The 23365-nt window shown below is 46.6% G+C and carries 19 protein-coding genes; 7 read left to right on the forward strand and 12 right to left on the reverse strand.

Annotated features, from left to right (window positions below):
* From QZT80_RS01600 to QZT80_RS01640, 9 genes are all read right to left on the reverse strand, one after another.
* Window positions 1-688: glycoside hydrolase family 36 N-terminal domain-containing protein (locus tag QZT80_RS01600; protein WP_295116933.1), on the reverse strand; the 688-nt coding region annotated here is incomplete at its 3' end.
* Between the two features lie 160 nt (window positions 689-848).
* Window positions 849-3188, reverse strand: a complete 2340-nt coding sequence (locus QZT80_RS01605; protein ID WP_295116935.1) for a redoxin domain-containing protein — start codon at window positions 3186-3188, stop codon at window positions 849-851.
* A gap of 26 nt (window positions 3189-3214) precedes the next feature.
* Window positions 3215-4384: a TlpA disulfide reductase family protein gene (locus QZT80_RS01610; protein ID WP_295116937.1), complete on the reverse strand. Its 1170-nt coding sequence runs from the start codon at window positions 4382-4384 to the stop codon at window positions 3215-3217.
* Between the two features lie 121 nt (window positions 4385-4505).
* Window positions 4506-5936, reverse strand: a complete 1431-nt coding sequence (locus QZT80_RS01615; protein ID WP_295116939.1) for a RagB/SusD family nutrient uptake outer membrane protein — start codon at window positions 5934-5936, stop codon at window positions 4506-4508.
* Between the two features lie 10 nt (window positions 5937-5946).
* Window positions 5947-9453 (reverse strand): SusC/RagA family TonB-linked outer membrane protein, encoded by a 3507-nt coding sequence (locus QZT80_RS01620; protein ID WP_295116941.1) that lies wholly within the window; start codon window positions 9451-9453, stop codon window positions 5947-5949.
* A gap of 271 nt (window positions 9454-9724) precedes the next feature.
* Complete coding sequence (locus tag QZT80_RS01625) at window positions 9725-10906, reverse strand: FecR family protein (protein ID WP_295116943.1); 1182 nt, start codon at window positions 10904-10906, stop codon at window positions 9725-9727.
* A 91-nt stretch (window positions 10907-10997) separates the two neighbouring features.
* The gene (locus QZT80_RS01630; protein ID WP_295116945.1) at window positions 10998-11579 is read right to left on the reverse strand and encodes an RNA polymerase sigma factor; all 582 of its coding nucleotides are present in this window, start codon (window positions 11577-11579) and stop codon (window positions 10998-11000) included.
* 413 nt (window positions 11580-11992) lie between these two features.
* Entirely contained in the window at window positions 11993-12523 is a 531-nt protein-coding gene (locus QZT80_RS01635) for a dihydrofolate reductase family protein (protein WP_295116947.1), read from the reverse strand.
* 74 nt (window positions 12524-12597) lie between these two features.
* Entirely contained in the window at window positions 12598-13332 is a 735-nt protein-coding gene (locus QZT80_RS01640; RefSeq protein WP_295116949.1) for a helix-turn-helix transcriptional regulator, read from the reverse strand.
* Window positions 13333-13503: 171 nt separating this feature from the next.
* Here QZT80_RS01640 and QZT80_RS01645 point away from each other — a divergent pair, with 171 nt between their 5' ends.
* The 6 genes from QZT80_RS01645 to QZT80_RS01670 all read left to right on the forward strand — a co-directional run bounded on the left by QZT80_RS01645 (window position 13504) and on the right by QZT80_RS01670 (window position 19861).
* Window positions 13504-14112 carry a Crp/Fnr family transcriptional regulator gene (locus QZT80_RS01645; protein ID WP_295116952.1) on the forward strand — a complete coding sequence of 203 codons (609 nt, stop codon included), beginning with the start codon at window positions 13504-13506 and terminating at the stop codon, window positions 14110-14112.
* Window positions 14113-14195: 83 nt separating this feature from the next.
* On the forward strand, window positions 14196-14603 hold the full coding sequence (locus tag QZT80_RS01650) for a VOC family protein (RefSeq protein WP_295116954.1): 408 nt from the start codon (window positions 14196-14198) through the stop codon (window positions 14601-14603).
* Between the two features lie 209 nt (window positions 14604-14812).
* Complete coding sequence (locus QZT80_RS01655; protein ID WP_295116956.1) at window positions 14813-15391, forward strand: chemotaxis protein CheB; 579 nt, start codon at window positions 14813-14815, stop codon at window positions 15389-15391.
* 239 nt (window positions 15392-15630) lie between these two features.
* Window positions 15631-16113 (forward strand): CinA family protein, encoded by a 483-nt coding sequence (locus QZT80_RS01660; RefSeq protein ID WP_295116958.1) that lies wholly within the window; start codon window positions 15631-15633, stop codon window positions 16111-16113.
* A 172-nt stretch (window positions 16114-16285) separates the two neighbouring features.
* The gene (locus QZT80_RS01665) at window positions 16286-18664 is read left to right on the forward strand and encodes a TonB-dependent receptor (RefSeq protein WP_295116960.1); all 2379 of its coding nucleotides are present in this window, start codon (window positions 16286-16288) and stop codon (window positions 18662-18664) included.
* A gap of 72 nt (window positions 18665-18736) precedes the next feature.
* Entirely contained in the window at window positions 18737-19861 is a 1125-nt protein-coding gene (locus QZT80_RS01670; protein WP_295116961.1) for a PepSY domain-containing protein, read from the forward strand.
* A 96-nt stretch (window positions 19862-19957) separates the two neighbouring features.
* Here the strand turns inward: QZT80_RS01670 and QZT80_RS01675 are convergent, their stop codons facing one another.
* Window positions 19958-20164: a PDDEXK nuclease domain-containing protein gene (locus tag QZT80_RS01675; RefSeq protein ID WP_295116963.1), complete on the reverse strand. Its 207-nt coding sequence runs from the start codon at window positions 20162-20164 to the stop codon at window positions 19958-19960.
* A 461-nt stretch (window positions 20165-20625) separates the two neighbouring features.
* On the opposite strand from QZT80_RS01675, the gene QZT80_RS01680 reads away from it, so the two are divergent.
* Window positions 20626-20895, forward strand: a complete 270-nt coding sequence (locus QZT80_RS01680; protein ID WP_295116965.1) for a LytTR family DNA-binding domain-containing protein — start codon at window positions 20626-20628, stop codon at window positions 20893-20895.
* A gap of 360 nt (window positions 20896-21255) precedes the next feature.
* Here the strand turns inward: QZT80_RS01680 and QZT80_RS01685 are convergent, their stop codons facing one another.
* A complete protein-coding gene (locus QZT80_RS01685; RefSeq protein ID WP_295116967.1) occupies window positions 21256-22545 on the reverse strand; it encodes a hypothetical protein in 1290 nt (429 codons plus the stop codon).
* Entirely contained in the window at window positions 22542-22949 is a 408-nt protein-coding gene (locus QZT80_RS01690; RefSeq protein WP_295116969.1) for a hypothetical protein, read from the reverse strand. Before QZT80_RS01690 ends, QZT80_RS01685 begins: the two co-directional genes overlap by 4 nt.
* Between the last annotated feature and the right edge of the window lie 416 nt (window positions 22950-23365).

The raw sequence follows: 23365 nt of genomic DNA on the forward strand, positions 1-23365 counted from the left end.
CATCTACGTCTACCATAAACGAAGAAGAATGAAGCAGGTTGTTGCGGGTACCCAGTTTGGAATCGATGGTGCGGATGCCGTGCAGCAGTTGCTGTTCTTCACTGTACATCTCGCGGCCCCAGCCACTGTAATGGTTTTTCAGGTAGAAGCGATGTCCGCCCAGCGTCACGTTTGCCGAGGCGTATTTGTTCAATACCACGGGGCCCTTCTGCTGATGCGTGATCGTGGCCCACTGTTCTATCACATCTTCTTTAAAAAAGGTGTGGTAATACAGTTTCACATCGAATTTATACAACTCATCGCGCAGCCATATTTCGGTGACCGACTGGTTCTCATCGATCTTTTTCACATTGGACGAAACATAATGCAGCGCGAGGGATTTGTCTTTATTGAAATGCGTAACCGCCAGCGCCGGTTCCAGCAGGTTCACGCCGCCTGCGGGCATGTAGGCCTCGCGTTTGTTATACAGGTCGTCGTTACCGGGCTTAAATTTATCTAAAGGACGGATATGCGGGTACTCCGAAGGATCGGCCAGCTTTTTACCAAAGTAGGCGCAAACAAGCGCGCTATCATTATCTTTTTCCAATACCAGCACCATTTTTTGGGTAGATATGGAAACACTGTTTTGAGCGTGTGCGGTATATTGCAGCAGGATAGCGGCGGCCAGCAGCCATTTGGTTGTCTTCATGATCTGGTAAAAATAGCCCGTCTGCCTAAGAATAGCTTACCGGAATTTAACCAATGATAACCGTGGTTTATGCCCGGTGTGCCAGCCTATTGTATCGAAAAAGCCATTCAGATCTTACGACCCGGATGGCTTTTCGTTACCTGATACCAGGGTAAAATCCCTAATCAATCCACGTTTGTTCGCGCCGCTTCATCTTTTCTAATATCTTACCATAGTCTTCTTTATCACTGCCGGTTGCCAGGCTCACCGCTTTTTCCATAACGGCCAAGGCCTCTTCCCGCTGTGCCGATCGGTACAGGAGGCCTGCATATACTTCCATGAATTCCGGATTGGTACTATCCGCTGCCAACGTACGTTTACTCCACCCCAGCGCTGCCGGTATAACCGCTTTACGGGTAGCATGCCTGTAAATAGTCCCGGCAAATACGTTTAACGTCTGCATCTCTATCTCCTCCTCCCCGTACTTATCCATATAAGCCATCACGCTTTGCTGAAAATTAGGCCAGTCGCCTTTGACCATGTAAAACTGTGCTTTGTATTTACTCACCACCGGCTCGGCGTGGCCGGGATATTTGGCTGCGATCGCTGCGGTCATCGATTTCCAATCGGGAACGGTGCCGTTGGTTAAACGCGGCACCAACTCCTCACTAAATATAACCTGCCTCACCCGGCTTACAGCGAAACCTTTGCCCAACACCTCGTCTACCCTACCGGCATGGTGCAGGAATATCTTAAATCCGGGGTCTTTTCCGGAAGATGCAAAACGATTTACAAAACGGATGTTCTCCTCCGTGAGCAGGTCTTTTTGTGATTGAATATACTGCGCCGCATATTTTCGGGCGTTGTCTTTTGCCATCACCTGTTGCGACATGATGGCCAGTCGCTTCATCATTTCCAGGTCTTTCTTATCCGACCGTTCAAACTTCTTTATCAGCGTAAAATATTGTTTGCTGGTATCTAAAGCGGCGGCAGATTTGGTGATGAGGCCAGCCGCATCTTCGGCGCCGGGCACCTGGTGTACCAACTCCCCTTCGGGCGAGAAGTAAAAAAAGGTGGGCATCGATGGCGGAATATAAGTAGCCTGTATCATCTCGGCATCCTTGTACCAGTTCTTCACATAGTCGTCGTCCTTACCGGTTTTATCTAGCTGCAGTTTAACGCAAATGAACTTGTCGTTAAAGAAGTCGCCCAGTTCTTTTTTGGGGAACAGCTCTTTGATCATTTTAACACAGGGTGCGCACCAGGTGGCGTAGCAATCCATAAAAATGTACTTATTCTCCCTCCTGGCTTTGGCTTTTATTTGTGCCCAGGAAAGCGTGTGTTCGAAATGTATGCCCTCGCTGGCATTACTGGTATCGGGCGCCAGCAATGCAGACAGTTTTTCCGACAGTTCGTTATCGCGAAGGTCGCGGGCGATGATCACACCATTGGTATCCAGCAGGTAGTTAAGTGGAATACCGGTAATGCCATACATGGGCACTACCGGGCTTTCCAGGCCTTTTACATCCGACAACTGCGGCCAGGGAAGCTGTTCGTCATGAATGGCCTTCATCCATTTTTCCCGGCTATCGTCCAGTGAAACACCAAGTATTTCAAAACCTTTGTCGTGCCACGCTGCATAACTCTTTTTGAGATAGGGTACCTGCATCCGGCAGGGCCCGCACCAACTGGCCCAAAATTCGATCAATACATATTTACCCCGCAGTGACGATAAAGCCACTGTACGTCCTGCTGTATCGGGTAAACTAAAATCCAGCGCGGGGTTACCCACCACCAACGAAGAAAGTGCTTTCATTCTTTTAGCGATCGCAGTCATATCCGGCCTGTTCCGCAAGGCCGGCGACAATGCCTCTACCAGCGATCCTATTGCGCCTGCCGTGGTAGTTTCTGCCAGGGCGGCACGACCTTTTAAGATCACGATGTTGAGCAACGCCGAAGGATGGCGAACGATGAAGTCGGATTCTATTTGCGCCTGCAGCCGCTTCACGCTATCCATTTGTGCGGCGTACCCGGCCCACGATACCTTCAGTTGCTTTTTAAAGATACTGTCGTAGGCCATGCGCTGCGGTGCAAGACTACTATCCAGCTTCATAAATAAAGCCATTTCGGCACTGCCTGAAAACACGGCATCATCGATACCGTTACCGGCTAACCGGGTTTTTCCCCCGGTGAGGTAGAAATAACGTTCCCGGTATCCGGCCAGCGGATCAGCCTCCCGCTGTGCCTCCGTAACCGGCAGTTGCATGGTGAGGTACACCGGGACGATATCATCTTTTATCACTCCTTTGAACGTAAACTTACCGTCCCGGATGACCGCACTGTCGTGAAGGTAGGCAGCAGGGTTCCTGAACTTTTCCACCATGGATGCCTGTTGCACCAGGAATATTTTTCCCTGTTTCACCTTCTTCATCTCACCGCTTACCACGAACGGCTGCTCTCCCGGGCCGGCAGTTACCCGCATGCAGGTAAAAATGCCGGCCAATACCATTATTGCTTTCATTCATCAAATTTTTAAGCCGGTTAATTTCACTTCAACAGTCCTTTCAGTTTTACATACAGTTCGTCGCTCCAAAGGTTGGTGGCCACGATCAGCCCGTCCGGCCCTACCAGGAAGTTAGTGGGGATGGCGGTTACTCCGTACTTTGCCATGATCTCGCTTTTATGGCCCGTTAGTTCCGACACCTGCGTCCATATCAACTTTTCCTCACTGATAGCGCTGATCCATTTATGCCTGTCGCCATCGATAGAAACACCGAGTATATCAAAATTCTTCCCCTTAAATGCTTCGTAACTTTTCAGCAGATAAGGAATTTGCGCGCGGCAGGGGCCGCACCAGCTCGCCCAGAACTCCACCAGCACATACTTTCCGCGGTAAGACGATAGCGATATGGGATTGCCCGAGGTATCAGCAATGCTAAAATCCGGCGCAGGGTTACCAGCCGCCAGTGAACGTAACAGGCGCATTCTTGCGGCATGCTCCTGCATATCTTTCCTGTTCCGGAGTGCCGGTGCCAGGCCGGCAATAAGCGATTCCATTTCTGCCGCATCTTTTGTGTCCACCATTGCCATCTTCGAACGTAGCAGGGCCATACCCAGCAGTGAAGAGGAATGTGCTTTTAAGAAATTCATTTCAGCGTCGCGGTAGCCTCTCCCGATTTCCTCCCCTTCCCTGGCATATGCTGCCAGCGAATCCGCTTTACCTGGAAAGTCCGGCATGGCGTACAACTTACGGTATTGTACCGCTATACGGGAAGAGGCTTTGCTAAAGGGTGCCAGCTGCCCTTCAAGCTGCATCCATTCCTTCATTTCCTTATTTCCGGCAAACGCCACATCTTCGAGGCGATTACCTGTAACCACGATGTTGCCGGGGGTGAGATAAAACATCCTTGCGCTCATGGACGCGAACGGATTAGCGGCCAGTTGTTCGGCTGATACCGGCACGGTCATCGTTAACATCGCAGATACGATATCGTCTTTCAATTTGCCTTTGAAAGAAAACTTACCGCCGGAGATGGTAACTGTATCAACATCCTGACCGGTACTATACTGTCTTATCAATACCACCCTGCCTTCGCGGAATGTGCGGAGCGTTCCGTGAATGGTGAACGAACTATCGCTTTTAGCCGCGAATACCGGCAATAACGTGAGTAACAATGCAGGCAACATCACGAGCCCGCGAAAAAAAACTGCTTTCATTTATTTAGAAATTTTAATAGATACTGATTCATGCGCACATGGCGGTGCATACGGTCGTATTCCGTTCCGCCACCTATAAAGGTCCAGAACGAAACACGCCATTAATGGTCAGGAAAATTTGTTACCTGGGATTTTGTTCTACACGGCCTGCATCAATCTCCGACATGGGAATGGGCCAGGTATAACGCGGGTCGTTCGGTGGCAGCTCATACCGCTGTCCGCCTATTTCCCGCACTAGCGTTTGTGCAAACTGTGGTTCCTTGTTCTGCCGGCGGAGGTCTTCCCATCGTGTGCCCCGGAACACCATTTCCTTACGCCTTTCCAGGAAGATCAGCTTTAACAGCTTTTCCGTATCTGTTTCCGTGACCTGGGTAAAATGCGTGGGCGCTATCCTGTTTTTCAAGAGCAGGTTAATATCTTCGAGCGCTTTGCCCGTTTTGCCAGTGCGTGCATTACACTCCGACCGTAACAGGTACATTTCATCTGTTGCCAGCCCCGAGAAATAGCCGTAAGCAGCATAAGACCCTTTGAACACCAGGAACCGGTAATCGTCGAAATCGATATAAGGCCTGAAGTACACGTTATATCGAAGGTCACCGGCGCCATACAGTGCCAGCAGTGAAGGATTAAATTCCGCACGGTCCTTAAAAATCGAATTAAGCGCAGTGGCATACCCGTTATCGGATACAGCATAGTAAAGTACCTCGGGATTTGTAACGCCATTATCCGCCTCAAATGCATAGTCGTACTGTTTGGCAGGATCGGTAGCGCCGATCGTATTAAAATCAACCAGCTGCCCACGCAGTGCCAGGCACGAATCGGCATATAACGCAGCCTTTTCATACGCCTCCATATGCAGGTGTATTTTGGCTAACAGTGCATATGCAGCCGCCTTACCCGGGCGGATGTAATTAGTCCTTTTTGTTTCGGCAGGCAGCAACGCCGCACTCTTTTCCGCGTCCTTCAGCATCTGCTCATAAGTGGCATGTACCGACGAGCGCTGCACGTTGAGCGTAACGTCCGGCTCCAGCCTGAGGGGCAGGCCATTACGATTATCGGCGTCTTTCATATATGGGAAAGCATATTGCTGCGCCAGTGCATAGTAGTGGAAAGCCCGGAAGAAATGTGCGCTTCCTTTTACATTGTTCCATGCTGCCTGCTCGGTGCCGGCTGGTTCAATCGCTTCAATACCGGCGAGAGCATGGTTGGCGTAAAAAATATACACGTATGCCCTGTTCCAGTCCTTATTCTGCTCATATTGCAACATGTTGATCTGTTTAGACCAAACGTACACATCGCGCAGGTAGGCATTCGTTTCTGTGGCCAGTTGCGCCCAGCGGGTACCGGTAATAATATACTCGTCGCTACCATTTGCCCCAAGGGTATGAGCCGTATTGCCGGGTGCAAAATTATAATCAAGGATCGCCTGAAAATCCGCAATGGTATGCGGTACCTGGAGGCTTTTCAGTTGCTTCACCTCCAGGAAATCTTTACTACACCCTACTAACAGCAGAAGGAAGCCAAGACCTATATAATATCTGATAAATTTCATACTTCGTGCGTTAAAGTGATAACTGAATACCTGTGTTGAACTGCATAGGTTGCGGGTAGCGCGCATTGGGCGTTGTAGGGTCCACGTTATTGCGATCGGCCTTCCATAAAAATCCAAGATTGCGTACATACATGTATACCCTTGCCGACTTTAACAGCGATGGTGTTTTTTTGCCTGTGGGGATGGAATAGTTTAAGCTTACATCCTGCATAGCAATATGGTCACCTTTAGCGATCAGCGCCTGCGATGACAGGTAGATGGAAGATTCGCTCTGATCATACCCGCTAATGTTACCACCGGCCGGTACATTGGTATTTTTTTCGTCGCCAGGCTGCTTCCATTTCTTTTCCAGGTCTGCATGAAACACGCCTGTTCCGGTGTATTCCATACCCGGGAAGCCAGAGGAGCGGCGGTACACATATCCCGCCTTCCAGCTGAGCAGCACACTTAACTGCAGCCGTTTCCACTCTACATTGTTGAGTACTGAGCCGTAATACGGCGGATTGGTGACGCCTGCGTACACCATATCTTCAGGCCGCAGCGATGCCAGGTAGCCTGCATAATCGGTTGATTTCTGTCCGTCTTTATAAATCAGTACACGACCGTCGTCAGGATTAAGCCCGTGCCAGGGATAAGCGTAGATGCCCGACACCGACCTTCCCACTTCCAGCGGTATCTGATAACCGAGATAACCAACGTAAGCATTCCCATTCAGCGTTTCGGAATTATAATATTCCTTCACTTTATCGGCTGCATAATTGAACAGCCAGGTGGTTTGCCATTTCACGGGCCCTTCCAGGTTTTTCGTGGTTACCTGGAGGTCTATGCCTTTCGTGTTGAGCGCTGCATAGTTGTACCGGTATTGGGATATATGGTTATTCTCTGTATTCACGCCTGTAGAGGGCGGCAGGAAAGCATCGCCGATAAGATCGTTCGCTTTTTTGGAAAAGAACTCCAGGCTTCCGCTGATCCTGCCTTTAAGTACGGCCCAGTCTACGCCAAAGTTCATCGTTTTCACCTGTTCCCATCGCAGCGAAGGGTTGCCGGGCGAGGTAAGTCCTGCATAGGGTTCCAGGTCCGGATGCAGGAACCTGGCCACCGAGTAATCGATGACGGGGAAGGTAGATACCGATTTATTTACATTACCGCTGCTGCCGTAAGTACCGCGCAGCCTAAGCTGATCGATCCAGCCAGCTTTCAGGAAAGATTCGGAAAACACGTTCCAGCTGGCGCCGGCCGACCATAACAGGGTGCCCTTCTGGTTGGTTTTTACGCCAAACAAATTGGAGCCGTCCCACCGGGCGCTGCCGCTCAGGATGTATTTTGAGCGGAACGTGTAGGAACCGTTAGCGAAGTAAGACAGGTAGCGGTCAATTTTATAATAGCTGTTATCGCTCGCACCGGGTATGGTGGCACCGCCCCAGGACGTGTACAGTTTATAAGTTTTTACATAGTCCATTTTTGATGTTCCTACCCCAAGGTCTGCATCGTAATTGTACAGCAACGTTTCCGGGAAACTCTGTTCCACCGCCTGCCTTACTTCCCCGCCGGCAAGAAACGCCAGCTCATGCTCGCCGATCTCTTTTTGTGCAGTCAGCTGCACCCTGCCTGAATGCTGAACAAGCTGCGCCGGACTACCTAACCGGAGTATACCGCCGTACGGGATGGGCCTTGTGCCATCTGCCTGGGTGTAGTTGTTCACCAGGTGCCTTACAAAAAAAGTTTCTTTATTGTACAGGTACCGGGTAGATGATTTTTGTTCCGTGTACTGGTAAGTGGCATCTATATTCACCCCTGTTACCACCTGGTAGCGTACATTCCCCAACAAATTGAGGAAGCTGTTTTTAGCTGTATTATCCGCCATCCTTACTTCTTCCAGCGGGTTGTAATACCAGGGCAGCAAACCATTTTTCTCTGCGCTGTCCACGATGGCCGAACGGATCTGGTACTCGATCTTAGCCGGGTTGCCGTGTTCGTCCACCAGCGACATATAAGGCTGCAAACCGCTACTGGCGTTCGACAGGTCGGTGATGGTAAATGCATTTCTATTGGCGTCGCCTGCACTGTAACTTATACGGGTGTTTATTTCGAGCGCGCTCACCGGCTTAAATGCATTCTGCACATTCAATGTAAGCCGCCTGTCATCATCGCCCACCATGGACGAACGCGTTTTATCGTACCCCACAGAAAAGAAGTATTTGTTTACATTACTGCCACCGTTAATACTGAGTGCATATTGCTGCTGCAGGGACGGCTGGTACAGGTATTTCAGCGCATCATTGCGTATATCCGTACGCTGCATTTTTTGTTCTGCCTCCAGGAACTGTTCTTCACTGATCACTCCATCGCGCTGTTTGATCAGCAGTTCGACATAAGGGGAAAAAGAGAACATCCCTTCCTCATTCATTTGCCAGTCGCCCCGCAGGAACTTCTCTTTCTGTATTTGCATCACCATCGGCGATGGCATAAAACGTCGGTCGTAAAACAGGTCGGGCTTATCCGCAAATGCAGTATTGAAAGAAAAAGAAACCTGCGTTTTACGGTTGTAGCTGCCCTGCCTGGTGGTGATCACGATCACCCCGTTACCTGCACGGGCGCCCCATATGGACGCAGCAGCAGCGTCCTTCAGGATGGTCACGCTTTCCACATCATTTGGATTAATGTCGCGTATATTACCCTCGAACGGAAAATTATCAACAACGATCAGTGGTGACGATTCGGACAAGATCGTGGCCCGTCCCCTGCTTTCCAGCTGAAACGCTGCCACCTCTTCGCCCTCCGCGTTAGTACGGTTAAATAAAAGTCCATTGGTAATACCTTCGAGCCTGCTGAGGATATCGGGACCCGGGCTCCTGTTGATCATTTCCCTGGTGATGTGGGTAAAAGACCCCGTAGCGCGTTCTTTCGGAAGTTGCTGGTACCCGTTAGATACGATGGACACCTCGCCAATACCCGTTTGTACGATGCGTAACATCACCGTTGTTTCGCCCGGCCTTGCATCGGCAACAAACTCCATTTTATTGTAGCCCACGAATGAAACAATTATTTTATCCCCTTCCTGTGCCTGTATCGAAAACCAACCGCTTTTATCGGTAAGCACGCCGCGGCCTTTCCCCTTTACCTGCACAGAAGCACCTTCCAGCGGACTTCCGAGGGAGTCGATCACCCGGCCATACACCTGTATCGGGGGCACCGCTTCGGCAGGCGCGGTTGTTACCGGTGCCGGTTGTTGAGACAGAAAGATGGTTTTACCCTGGATCACATATTTGATATACTGGTCTTTGAGTACCTTATCCAACAAGGTGTTTAACGGCATAGCCGCTACGTTTAGCGTAACTGGATGCGTACCGGCGAAGATGCCTTCATTGGCTACAATTACGTAACCTGTTTGCTTTTCAACAGCCGTGAATACCTGCTGGAGGGATAAATTTTTCCCGGAAAGCGTTACCTGCTGTGCCTTCCCCTTCCCATAAGCAGTAAACAGAAAGACCAGTAATAACATCATAGTCAACTTCATGACTAACAAGATTTTGGTTGCAGGCCCAGGCAACTTTCCTTCCCCTGTTCGCAGCCATCCCAGCGGGGTAGGCACGACACTTCCGGGCATAGGAAACCTGGGACCAATCGCAATTTTTTGCATAAATTAGCAGCGTTTGGTTGTTAAAATGGAAATAAGACCTCGTTTTAAAATCAGCCGGACAGCTTGCCGGAAGTGCTTCGAACCACTTCCGGTGTTTTGTTTATCCCTGATCCGTTTTTTAGTTCAGCATTCTCTTTACGGTATTTTGTTAAGGCAGTATAATCAGTTTTCTTCCTTCGAGGCGACAATTGACGCCCAGTTCCTTCAGCCCTATCAGCAGGCCTTCCAGCGAAATGTCCTTCGTCATTTTACCCATCAGTCTTTTCTCCGGAATACTCTTTTCGTAGATCACTTCTATATCGTACCAGCGTTCCAGTTGCTTCATCACTTCGGCCAGGGAAGCGCCGTTAAAGTTGAACAACCCGTTTTTCCAGGCCACCACCTTTTCCATGTCCGCAACGTTCAGCATCTTCACTACCGGAGGTTCGCCGGCAGCCCGTCCACTTACCATAAGTGCCTGCTGCCCCGGCCGCAACTTCACGACCGCCGCCTTATTTTGTACCGGAGCCGCCAGGATACTTCCTTCCAGTAACGTGGCAGCGATCTGTGGCTCGTTATCGTAAGCGTTGATATTGAAGTTCGTGCCCAATACCTGCACGATGGCCTTTTTATTCACCTCCACCATAAAAGGTTTGTCTGCATTTTCGGCTATTTCAAAGTACGCCTCGCCCGTGATCTCCACCTGCCGCGCGGCCCCTGAAAAACTGGTAGGGTAACGGATAGAACTGGCTGCATTCAGCCATATGCCCGACCCATCGGGCAGGGTTACACGGTATTGCCTTCCTTTGGCGGTGGAAATGGTATTATACACCACCTTATCGCCCGCGCCTTCATATACCAGCACCCCGTTGATCACCTTCGCTGTAACGCCGCCCTGCAGCGAAATGGTGGCATTCTGCACACTGTCCAGCGATACCTGCGAGCCATCGGCCAGCGTTAGTACCGCGCCCTGCCTGCCGGGCTGTATGGCTGCTACTTTCCCGTCTGATATCGTACCCGCAGGCCGGTTATGCGAAGCCAGGAAATACACCGCCGCCCCGGCCACCAACAACAGGGAGGCCGCCGCCGCCCACCAGGTGTTAAGGGAACGGCGTTTGCCCTTCTCCTTTTCCGCAGGCCCGATTATCTTTTCCGCCAGCTCCAGCGCCTGCTGTTCCGGGTAATCGCCGGCAGACAGGGAGTTGTACTCCTGCTCCAGCGCCGAAATAAGTTCCGGCAGGCGGGCACTGTCCTGCAAACAGGTATGCAGGGCATGGGCTTCGTCGTCAGACTCCGTGCCGTTAAACCATTGTTTAACCAGGTTTTTGTATTGTTGATTCTCGGTTTGCATGTAGCTTGGTACTTAGTAGATCAAAACAAATTTGAAAAAGGGGGTATGATGGCACAGAATTATTTTTTCCGGCTGCAAAAAAGGTTGGAATTTATAAAGCGCCCAGGGAGATAATGAACAGCGCATAGGCTTCGGGATGCTCGCTGATATACCGGCAAATGGCAGCAGAGGCCAGCTGCAGGTATTTTTTAACGGATTCGCGGCTCAACCCCAACTCGTCCGCTATTTCCTGGTATTTTTTCCCTTGCCGGCGGGCCATGGTCCATACCTTCTTCTGCTGGGGAGGCAGTTGTTCAATGGCTTCGTCAAACAGTTTCCATTTCCATTCGTCAGTATTTTCGTCCGCTTCGGGCGTTACTTCCGCCGCCCATTGGGAGTGCTGTAGCCTGGTTTTCACGGATTTTCGCAGCAGGTTCACCGCCAGGTTTTTGCTGATCGTGAACATATAAGGCTTAAAGCTGTTCACCTGCCCCAGCCACTCCCGCGCCATCCAGATGCGCAGAAAGGTATCCTGGACTAATTCGTCGACCGAAGCCGGATCGCGGGTGATCTTCAGTAAAAAAGCATGAAGCAGCCCGGCATGACGGGCGATGAGTTCCCCGAAAGCCTTTTCGTTTCCCGCTGCAACAAGCAGCAGCAATTCCTTTTCACTATATGGCTGGCTGGTAGACAAATTTAAATTTTTACCGATGGAATTACAAAGGTGGACAGGCCGGTTGGTAGCCAGTTCAGGGGTTAAATGTAGTGAAAAAATGAAAAGGTAGGTAGTAGTGTAAACCCGGGCGGATTTCACCTCACGTGGCAGGAAAAGAAAAGCCTCAGTCATTCATCCCCTCCATAAAATCCCGCTTAAACGCCCTGCCGATCGGAATCACCACATTCCCTCCCAAATACACCTTGTTGTGCGAAATCTTCAACATAGATCACAGCTGTTTTACCGGGTAAAACAGCTGTGATTATTTTCACCTCATGCACCTGTTTTTCGATGTTGCCGGTAACGGCGATTTTGACGGGTGGTTGTTGGCGGCTGGCCTTTTCTAATAACCAAAATTTACATCCACTTCAATGACAGATATTATTAATGGGTCATTTTTTCCTGTAATGTAATTGTGTCAATCCGGTTTCATATGTTTTTGCAGTGACGAATTCAAGCGTTTGTTCAGGCCGTCCATCCTTAAATAGTCTTGTTCCATTACCTAATAAAACTGGTATAACGGAAATTATAAACTCGTCGACTAAGTCGTGTTTTAGTAATTCATTGATTACTTCCGCCCCACCGTCACAATAAATATTTTTTCCATTATCGGATTTCAATTGTTCTACCAACTCCGTCAAACTCCCCGTGTAAAAGATTGTTCTACCTACACCTGGCCTTGGTGTTCTTGTTATGACATACACATCTCTTTGTCCGTTGTCGTAATGAGAAGAGCCGATTTCCTTAAGTACATAATCATAGGTTTTCCTGCCGATTATAAAAGTGTCGATGGTGTTCACAAATTCAGCATAACCATAATCTTCGTTTTCCTTTTCCACCAGTTTTAAGAAACTCAGATCGTCATTAGGTTTTGCAATGTAACCATCTAAACTCATCGCAATGAAAAGTGATACTTTACGCATTTGTCTTACGTTTTTAATGTTTCTGCAAAACTAACTTCAGTTAGCCATTAGCGCTTTGGAAAAATGCGACAAAATTAAAACTGAGAGGGAAGCATTCCTGTATTTCTTTTAATATCGTTGGTTAAATGAGAATGGTCGTAATAACCACATTCAAATGCAATATCCAACAAACTCGTTTCTTGTCCGGAGCATTTTATTTTAGACAAAGCGTTCTGAAATCGGACAATACGGGAATACTCTTTGGGGGTAATACCGATTTGTATCTTGAACTTTCGTTCTAATTGCCTTACTGTTGTGAAGTTTCTTTTGGCGATTTCACTTATATTAACTTGACCTTTCGTTCGATGAATATCTTCAATAACCATCCTTAAAAGCCCGTTTCCATTTTGCAATCTGTGCGTGAAAAAATCATTTAAATAGTAAGCAGGATTTTTAATTAGTTTATCAATATCAAACGACTGCACTGCCTCAAGCTGAATGGTTTGGTCGATTATTTCACTTTGTGAAGCATAATTGTAGAAATTGGCGAATACGCCTGGTTTCAGACATACGCCCAACAGGTGCGTATTCTCCTCAATAAAACTGTCTTTAAAAGACGTCATGGCCCCTACAACGTATGTTTTGCCAGCATCCATTCTAACCATTCCGTTATCTGTGAGGCACGTAGCTCCTAAATTGATCACTAATCCCGCACAGCCATCAGGAAAATTCCTTTCCCATTGCCTGTCTTCATTTCCACCCTTCAGCTCCCAAAAGGCATGAATATAGGGTGATAATGCTGTACACGGTGTTATTTCTTCATACTCCATTTCCGGTTGCAATTAGTTAGTTGATAACCATCAAACCACCTTGTCAAATGGTTGAACGCTTTAAAGTTCTATGCCAAAAATACAAATTAATTTACTTGGCCTGGGTGTATACAAGCGACGAGCCTGGTAAATTCAAGGTTTGGTATCAACCGATAATTAATTAATTTAGCCATGACCGTACCGCAGCTTAATACAGGTAAAACGATGACAGACCAATTCTTTCTCAAAATCAGGACTTACACCGACTTGACAACGGAGGCTGAAACCGCCTGGGCAGCACTGCTCAAAGAAAAAACCTGTCATAAAGGCGACAACTATATCAGTGTAGGGCAAATCCCTAAAAAGGTGGCTTTTGTTACGAAAGGCCTTTTTTCACAATACTATATTGACGACAACGGCGAAACCATCATCAAGTACTTTTTCCCCGAAGGTAGAATTGCAGGCTCTATTCCTGCCACACTGACGCAGTCTGAAAGCCTATTCACCATCACAGCACTGGAAGAAACAACCGTATTGGAATATAACTTCGCCGAGTTCAAAAAGTTGGTTTTTACATATCCTGACATTGCGCGCTTTTATATCCGTTACTTAGAGCAGCATTGGATTATCGATAAAGAACCCTACGAGGTTTCGTTACGAAGCGACGCTGCGAAGGTGCGCTATGCCGCTTTCCTGCATAAATACCCCGACCTTGTAAAAAGACTGAAGAAACATCATATTGCAGCCTACCTGGGCATTACGCCTACACAATTGAGCCGGGTTTTCGGGTACAGTAAATAAATTCCGGCTTTCTCAACATATGTAAAGGTTTTTCTTCCCCGGCCTTCTCATCTTTGCATTATCAACAATTAAAAGTAAAAGATATGAAACAGGTATTTATCAATCTAGCCGTAAAGGACGTTGAAAAATCAATGGACTTTTACACCCGGATCGGGTTTTCCATCAACCCGCAATTTTCTGACGACCAAACAAAATGTATGGTTTGGAGCGATACTATTTTCGTGATGATTATGAGCCACGAAAAGTTCAGCTCATTTACCAAAAAACCCCTTGCCGACACCAAAAACGGCATCGCTGCTCTATTCGCTTTATCAGCAGAAAGTGTAGATAAAGTAAATGAGATCGTTGAAAACGGATTAGCTGCAGGCGGCACGGAACCTATGCCCATGATGGATTACGGTTTCATGCAACTACGTAAGATCGAAGACTTTGACGGCCACACCTGGGAAATATTCTTTATGGATATGACTAAAATTCCCACCCAGGAATAACGGTATAACCTTGGGCTACTATTTTGCCCATGTTACCGAACATAGAATTACATCAGGAATCCCCCCAAAATGCAGGTCCGCAACAATAAACGGATCTGCATTTAACCAACTATTCCGTCCACGGATTTAGCGTCACTTTCACAAAATTACCTTCCTTCTTCTGAAGTGGCATTTTCTTTGAAATAACATCCTGAACCAAATTGTAACGTATGCAGGATGATTTTTTTGTAGTAGGATTAGCGGCTTCGGGCCTTGGTATTTCGGCCATGACAAGCTTTTTCACTCATCTCTCCGATGCGCCGAACGCAGCATTTATTATTGCTACGCATCAGCGCCGCGACCGGGAAAGCCTTCTGCGGAAGATTGTGTTAAGATTTACTGCTATGCCCGTTCACCAGGTAGAGGGCCCAACCGAAATACAACCTGGTCATGTATACATCATCACTGAAAATACCTATATCGTAATAAGAGATAAGCTGGTAACCGTTGAAAAAAGGCCGCATACCGCAGAAAATAATGCCATTGATATATTATTCAAAAGTATTGCTGACCAATACCGGGAAAGAGCGATCGGGATCGTATTCTGGGGTATGGGGAATGATGCAGTAAATGGCTCAAAAGAGATTGAGGCCAGCGGCGGTTTTGTTATCGTACAGCGGCCCGACAGGACCATCCAGTCGCAGATGGCCCGCAGTACGGTTGAGCACGATGATCCTGACTTTATCGTAGACACGGAAGATATTGCCGCTGTTCTCGAAAATTATATGGGAACTTATAGTCAGAAATAAGCCGTCTGACGACCACCGTGGAGCTTTTTACCCGGCGGCACACCCATTTTAACGCCTGATGCCCGGCCATCTTCATCAACAACGGTTTGCCGGGAAGCATGCACACCCCTGGTATGCTTTTAGGAGTACAATGCCATGAAAAACATACTTCGGAATGACGGTTTGCCATTGCTTTTTTCTCCGAAACATTTGAGAATTGGGAAAGCGAGTTCCTCGAATAAATAAAACAATAAGTGATCGTGAAAAATTTCAATGAAAATGAATTAAAAAAGATCGGTGCCAGGCTTTTGAACAGGCACGAAACGATAGCGGTAGCAGAAAGCGTTACGGCAGGACTGCTGCAATACGCCTTTTCCAATATTCCCGATGCTTCCGGATTTTTCCAGGGAGGGATTACTGCTTATAACCTTGGTCAGAAGTTTAAGCACCTATCGGTAGAACCTGTACACGCCCTCGAAGTAAACTGCGTATCTCAAAAGGTAGCAGATCAGATGGCCCTGGCAGTAGCCGGATCATTCGCAGGCCATTGGGGTATCGGCGTTACAGGTTATGCAACACCTACCCCCGAATCGGGCGATAAAGTGTTTGCATATTACGCGATAAGCCATTTAGGAGAAATAAAGGCATCCGGCATTATTAAACCCGCAAAACAGGACCCGCCCGCACTGCAACTAATTTATACGAATAAAATCATACAGAAATTTTATAGCCTGCTAAAGTGAGTGCATAAGCGTTGCCCGGATAAGCCTCCCCTCGCGGCTTGTTTAAAACGGCCATTAAACAATATGCTGTTATCATTTTCCTCATTGCGTAAGTTTTTTTCCCGATCCGCGTACACTTCAGCATCGATAAGTAGCAATATTGCACCGGATTTCCAACCAAAACTTATCTACTATGCAATTGAGGTACTTATCCTTTTTCTTCTCTATATTTTTTATTGCTTCTTTTTCCGTGGCCTTTGCGCAGGACGTTCACCGTTTTACTGCGGTCGTTAAAAACGAGGCAGGCGAGCCTGTTCCTAACGTTACGGCCACTATTGACAATCAAACGGTAATATCGGCCGCAAACGGCGAGCTTACCTTTACCGCGCTCAGGCCCGGCAGCTATAAACTGAGCCTTTCTTCGGTGGGATTCCGGCCAAAAGAAGTAGTCATCACCGTTAGCGCCGGCCAGTCGGCGCCCCAGGTTATTACCCTCACCCCATCGGTGGGTGAGCTGCAAACAGTGGAAATTACCGGAAGGCGTGATGACGGCTACAAAGCCAATTATTCGTTTGCGGCTACCAAGGTGGCTATCCCTGTAACGGAAATTCCCAGCACGGTTTCCACAATCACACAGGAACTCATCAAAGACAGGCAGGCGGTGCGGTTCGAAGATGTGGCCAGGAACACCAACGTTAGAGTGAGTAATAACGGCCGCTCCGTGATCATACGCGGCTTTGTGAGTACCAACCGGCTTATTAACGGCCTGCGTACGTTAACCGATAACTACCGGTTCTCCGCTATCTCTCCTGTAGTGGAAAGCTATGAAGTAATCAAAGGCCCTTCTTCCTCTATGTTCGGGAATATGAGTCCGGGCGGGGTTATTAACCTCGTAACCAAGAAACCGCTGGCGCAGCAACAACAGAACATGTCGTTCAGCGTTGGCAGCTTCAATACGGTGAGAGCTGATATGGATTTCACCGGTAAATTATCAGAAGATGGTAAAGCGCTTTACCGGCTCAACGTTTTCGGGCAATTGAGCGACACCTGGTACGACAATATGAAAGACGATGCTTTCACGGTAGCACCTTCCTTCTCCTTCCTGCCCCGCGAAGGCACCAGGATTAACGTTGACCTGAACCATACCCGGCTTACCACACTGGAGAACGACGGCCTGTTCCCCTTCAAAGGAAAAACAATCGATGAAACACCTATTGATTTCACCGTATTCCAGGCAGGCGACAGGAACAAAACCACCACCTCTTCGGTAAACATCTCTATCAGCCAGCGAATCGCCAAAAACCTCCATTTCAACGTATCGTACCTGAAAGACTTCCTTACCTGGGACGACCGCAGGCATGCTGCGGAAATATATCTCGGTGATGGTGCATGGTCCGATGGCGACAGCAGTGTAAGTGTATCTTACTGGGAATGGGAATCTAAAATGGATAGCGATAACCTTACCGCATACCTCACTGGCGACCTTAAAACCGGTAAAATCGGCCATAAAGCGATGATCGGTTACGACTATAACGTATCCCTGTTCAACTGGGGTAACTACCGTTATAACACCTCACCTATCGGTTCCGTAAACGTATATGACCCTGCTAAAAGTTCCAACCTCGATGGTACAACCTACGAGCTGGCCACGGTGAATTATGCACTGGCCAACAGGACCCGGGATTTCGCCAACGGCATTTATTTCCAGGACCAGGTAAGTATCGGAGAAAGACTGAAAGTGTTGCTCGGCCTGCGCTACGAAGATTACACCTTCAGAATGGCCTACAAAACACCTGCTGAAAACGAAGTTTCGCAGCAGGCATGGTTGCCTAAAATCGGCGTCACCTACAGCTTCCCCTCTAACACGCATGTATATGCTTCGTATATCACCGGTTTCCAGCCCGTGTCGTCCGCTTCGTTACTATTCGGCACCGTAGAAGGCGGCGGCGAGCTGAAGCCTGAGTACAGCGATCAGTTTGAAATAGGCGCCAAGCAGGAACTGTTCGACAACAATCTCCTGTTAACCGCAGCCGTATACCAGATCAGGAAAACCAATGTCACCCAGCTCACCAACCCTACTGTTCCCGATGCGAACGACAGGATATGGAGACAGCTGGGAGAAGTTACTTCAAAAGGGATCGAGATCGAATTTAACGGGCGTATCAGTCAATCGTTTGCCGTAAACGGCGCGTACAATTACAACGACGCCAAAATCACAGAAGACATCAACCCGGCTAAAATCAACGAGAAGTTAGGGATGGCGCCGCTGCACCAGGGTAACTTATGGGCCAAATATGAGATCGTAAACGACAAAGCGTTCAACGGGCTCGGGTTTGGTGCAGGCATCAATATATCGTCTGAAACGCCGATGTTGCAGGCTCCTACGTTGAGCACACCAGGTTACACGGTGGCCGATGCGGCGATTTTCTATAAGATCAACCGTGTGTCACTCAACCTGAACATCAACAACGTTTTCGACAAAAGATATTATACCGGAGCAGTACGTGAAAGGGAAAGGTATTATACCGGCGCTCCCCGCAATATCATGCTGCGTGTAGGCTATTCTCTGTAAACCACTTTAAAAAATTGTCAGTACCTGGCCCACAATAGCTGTGGGCCAGTGCTGTTCTTAAAACATTATAATTTGAAGATAAAAAAGCTGGTTGGCAAAATTCATTTATGGCTGGGACTCGGTTCCGGCATCATCGTTTTTATCGTAGCGATTACCGGCTGCCTGATCGTTTTTGAAGAAGAGATCAGCACCGTTTTTGGCATCGGGGTTTTCCAGAAGGTGGAGCAACAAAACACGCCTTACGTACCGCCATCAACAATGTTTACAACGGCCGACAGTCTTCTTGCCGGTAAAAGGATCGCGAGAACATATTACTCCGTTTATATGCACAAGCCCGCAGTTAGCGCTATGTGGGCGCTGGACTCTACCCGGCAATATCACGCTGTGCTGCAAAACCCTTACACCGGGGCGGTAGTAGAAAGCTATGCCTACAAAACTTCTTTCTTCGCCATCATGACCCATATCCATACCTCCCTGGCGATGGGTAAAACCGGTGTGGTCATTATCGGTTACTCCACACTTCTCTTCGTAGTGATGATGATTACCGGCATTATATTATGGAAACCTGCCAGCAGGAAAGGATATAAACAACGTTTCTCGATAAAATGGAATGCCAGTGGCAAAAGGCTGAACTACGACCTGCATAATGTACTCGGCTTCTATATGGCCTGGATCGCCATATTCATCGCATTAACGGGCCTTGTATGGTCTTTTGAGTGGATGAATAATTCCGTACAATGGATCGCCAACGGGGGCAAAACAATAGTGGCGGCGTCAGAAAAGCTAGTGTCCGACACTACCCACCTCCCACTGCGATTTAATTACCGTACGGCAGACAGCATTTACGCTATGCACACGCGGGAACTAAAGGACATTCACGCTATCAGGGTGTATAAACCTTCCAGTCCTGCGGACGTGCTTCGCTTTACTATTGAAACTACCCGTGGCTCGAACTACGCACGGGCCGACGAATATTTTTATGATCAATATTCGGGAAAGCTGATCAGCACGGCCAAATTTGCGGACCTGTCCAACGGCGAAAAGCTGCGGCGTATGAACTACTACATTCACATGGGTAGTATAGGCGGCCTTACCGGTAAACTACTGGCCTTTTTCGCAAGCCTGATCGCAGCATCGCTGCCGGTTACAGGATTTATCATCTGGCGTGGCAGAAGGCGGACTGGCAAAAAAGGGTAAGGTGACGGTAAGCCACCTTACCCTATATATATAGCAGCTGAGGCCCCTTTTTTTTAACCAATATGTCAAAGAACTTATACAGGCGTGGTAGCTTTTCTACCTTACCTGCTCCAGCACTGCCTTTAAAGCGTCTTCCGACGGTAATACCAGGCTGTAACCGGATGCGAACAGGTACTCACTTTCTTCGAGTACGCTGTATTTGATGATTGTCTGGTCTTTTTCTTTACAGAGGATGATGCCTAAGGTGGGCTTGTCATCTTTGTTGCGTTTTAATGCTTCGAACATGCGAAGAAAAACGACCAATGATGGTTTGTAGATCTTTGCTTTTCATAAGAAATCGACTGATGCAAATCTGCCAATTTTATCTCCATTCCAGTTAGTCATTTTGTTGATTCTATTGGCCAAAATGTTGACGCTTCATTTTTGGCAGATAAATCAGCCTCCCTTTTTTTCGGTAGCACAATTCCCAACCTCTACCGTCTAAGCGTCGATATTTTTAATAAATCACGCTTATGTTTTCTACCCCCGCGAATCCGGGGAAACTACCAGCGTCGTGCGTCCCGGTTGGTTAAGCAATGCCTATCCAGCCGCCAACAAAACAAAGATACTATCGTGAAAAGCCGATGTGGACGACGTTGATGTGAAAGGCCCAAAAGCTTGGGACGAAGCTTATAGAAGTTTGGGACGAAAGGCATCTGATCAGCCTTAAACCCTTTGCTATCAAGCATCTTCACCAAATAGTGATTTATAAAATATACACCTACATGAAAATCAAAACATTATTTATCCGGCAGGACACCCTGCTAAAAAGAATCGATGTTTCGGAAGTGATTGTGCTGGAAGCTGAGGGAAATTATGTAAAGCTGATTGGCCCTGGTCATCATTACCTTTTACGTATGACGCTCGACAAAGCCATCCTCATTATGGGGAAGGATATATTCTGCAAAACAAGCCGTTCTTATGCTGTCTCTGTGCCGCATATAGAAGAAATAGGAAAAGATGTAGTAACACTCGCTGGCGTAGACGTACCCTAATCTAAGAACTTTTACAAAAAGGTGGTCGCGCGGGTACATGTTGCAGACACTATGTAATATCGAAGGTATATCGATCCTTTATCGATCCTATAATGGCCGTCACTATGGGCGGGGGTTTCAGAAGATTTGGGTATAGGATGGGTAAAGGATTGGTATAGGGTGGGCGAGGTTCCGGAAGTAGTTTTTATCACATTGCGTATAGGCAATAAGTGTCATAACATAAAAACGTTTATTGTTCACGATTCGAAAACCCTCAATATTTCCTTGTAAAAAAAGTCGCCGCTTAACTATTGTTATCGATTTTAAGTGGTCACAGTTCAATTGATTAGAATGAAAAAGCTTTTAAATAATAGCGCAAATCTAATCGTTGTCAACAAAATAACTTAATAAAACGCTTGATCTCACTGGTTCTTTTTTACCTGGAAGCTGTTGAACGGTGGTTCTGATAGAAACACTAAACTTATCAATGAAATTAATTACATATAATCCATCCCTTCGCTCTTTTTCAACTAGGCCAGAAAAATTCTCACCGGCCTCTGTTGTGAATGAAAAGCTACCTGAATTTATATTTAACGCTCGGAACTTCCCCTTTCTCTCGACTGTATCATCCTGAGTTGTATTAAGCCTTTCAATATTATCCAATATTGAATAAGAATTGTCTCTATTTAAGACAAACCCTCTCTTCTTATCATTTTGGGGATTATACCAGCTTAAATCAACGAAAAGATTTTGCTCATGTATTACTTTGACAAAATCCTTATACGCGGCAAGGGTAAATGAACTATACTTAGTAACTTCCTCAATTAATTCTTTACTCTCAGTACTTGAACTGATTAATGAAAATAAATTTATAGCGGCAGGCTCGGTCATTGAGGTAGTATTATAGTTACTCAAAGATGTTGCCATTGGCTTAATTAAAACACTAAATGAGGCTGCTAAACTTTTGTACACCAGAGTGGAGCAAAGCTCCTTCAGTTTAACCTTGTCAGGGCTTTTGTCTTTCTGGGTAAAGTTAAGTTTTCCTCTATCTCTACCTTTTATTGAGTCAAGTGATATTTCTTTATAAAAAGCGTCAAACGATCCTAATACTTTCGATAGTATGCCAGACTCCACCGTACCATGGGTTACACCAAATCCTTCAGCAATATGTAAATCATAAGTTTCTGATTTATCTTTATCCGCTATTACTTTGACATTTTGTTTATGAAATGTGCTTTCATCTATATTGTCTAACCTGAAATACTCAAATATTTTTTCATAGTCAACAACTTCTGATTTCTGTAACTTAAATGCTGGCTCCGGTTTATACTGGCTAGGAAGATCAACTACAGAAGTTAAACTTCTTTGGATAACTTGATCTACTTTTACATCTTCAAAGAAAAGTAATCCTTTTTCAGCGCCATTAATAAACTCCAAATGACTCAATTTCCCCTGTATAAAATTCCTAAACTGCAGTTTACCAGACGAATAATAAAAGTAACGATCGATACTACCGTCATCAGAACAATCAACCCATTCCTTAATTATTATTTTGTTCTCATTACTTGAAAAAACACTAGTCGTATTTATTTCGTGGAACAGCACACGCCCTACAAAGTCCTTTATAGTAAAAGGGAAATCGTTAATCGATATATCATTTATAGCAATCACAATAAAGATTCTATTACGGTGAACTTGTTTTCTAGATTAACATTAATATACTCGAAATGGTTAAAATGTCCATCTCCATTTGCATCATCTGACATACCGTCATTTACACCTAAAATACCCAAGGCGATATGAGTACCCAGCTTATTATATATTTTGGGCTTATTCTCAGCTAATCTGGTTATCCTCTGCCTAGCTTGCAAATGCTCTTCAAAAAAAGACAATGCCCATCCGCGACAGTCTGTTCTTCCTCTATTAGGATTAGTATAGACTGGTATAAAATTTCTTACATCATAAATACTTTCAAAGACCCAACGATACGCCGTCCTTGAATCATATTCCTTAAAAAGAGTTAAATCACAAGCTATTTCTGATATTTCAGTGGAGTACTTTAATTTTGATTCCATGGATAACGTAGAAAATATTTAGTAAAGAGAGTATATTCAAAAAACATTCTTAATAATCTCAATATGACTTTGAAATTGGAACTAAAATAACTAAAGTCAATATACAAAACTTATTTAAACGCCCCTTTTTTATTAAACTAATAAATTTTCATTCCATATAGACATCTACCGAAATAAAGGAAGTAAACATTACCCCGGCATCTAAAAAGTTAATACAGGAGTGACGGCCGTATTTTCACCTCGATCAACGATTTTGAAGATGAATTCAATGACCGTACGATTGGGCCGCAAGTCCGCAACGGTCCGACATTTTTTCCACCCGCAATTAATTTAATGAAATCTATGAAGGCGATATATGAAGGCTGTCTCTTATACACATCTCCGAGCCCACGAGACTAAGGCGAATCTCGTATGCC

The sequence above is a fragment of the uncultured Chitinophaga sp. genome (assembly GCF_902168175.1).
Classification (GTDB): Bacteria; Bacteroidota; Bacteroidia; order Chitinophagales; family Chitinophagaceae; genus Chitinophaga.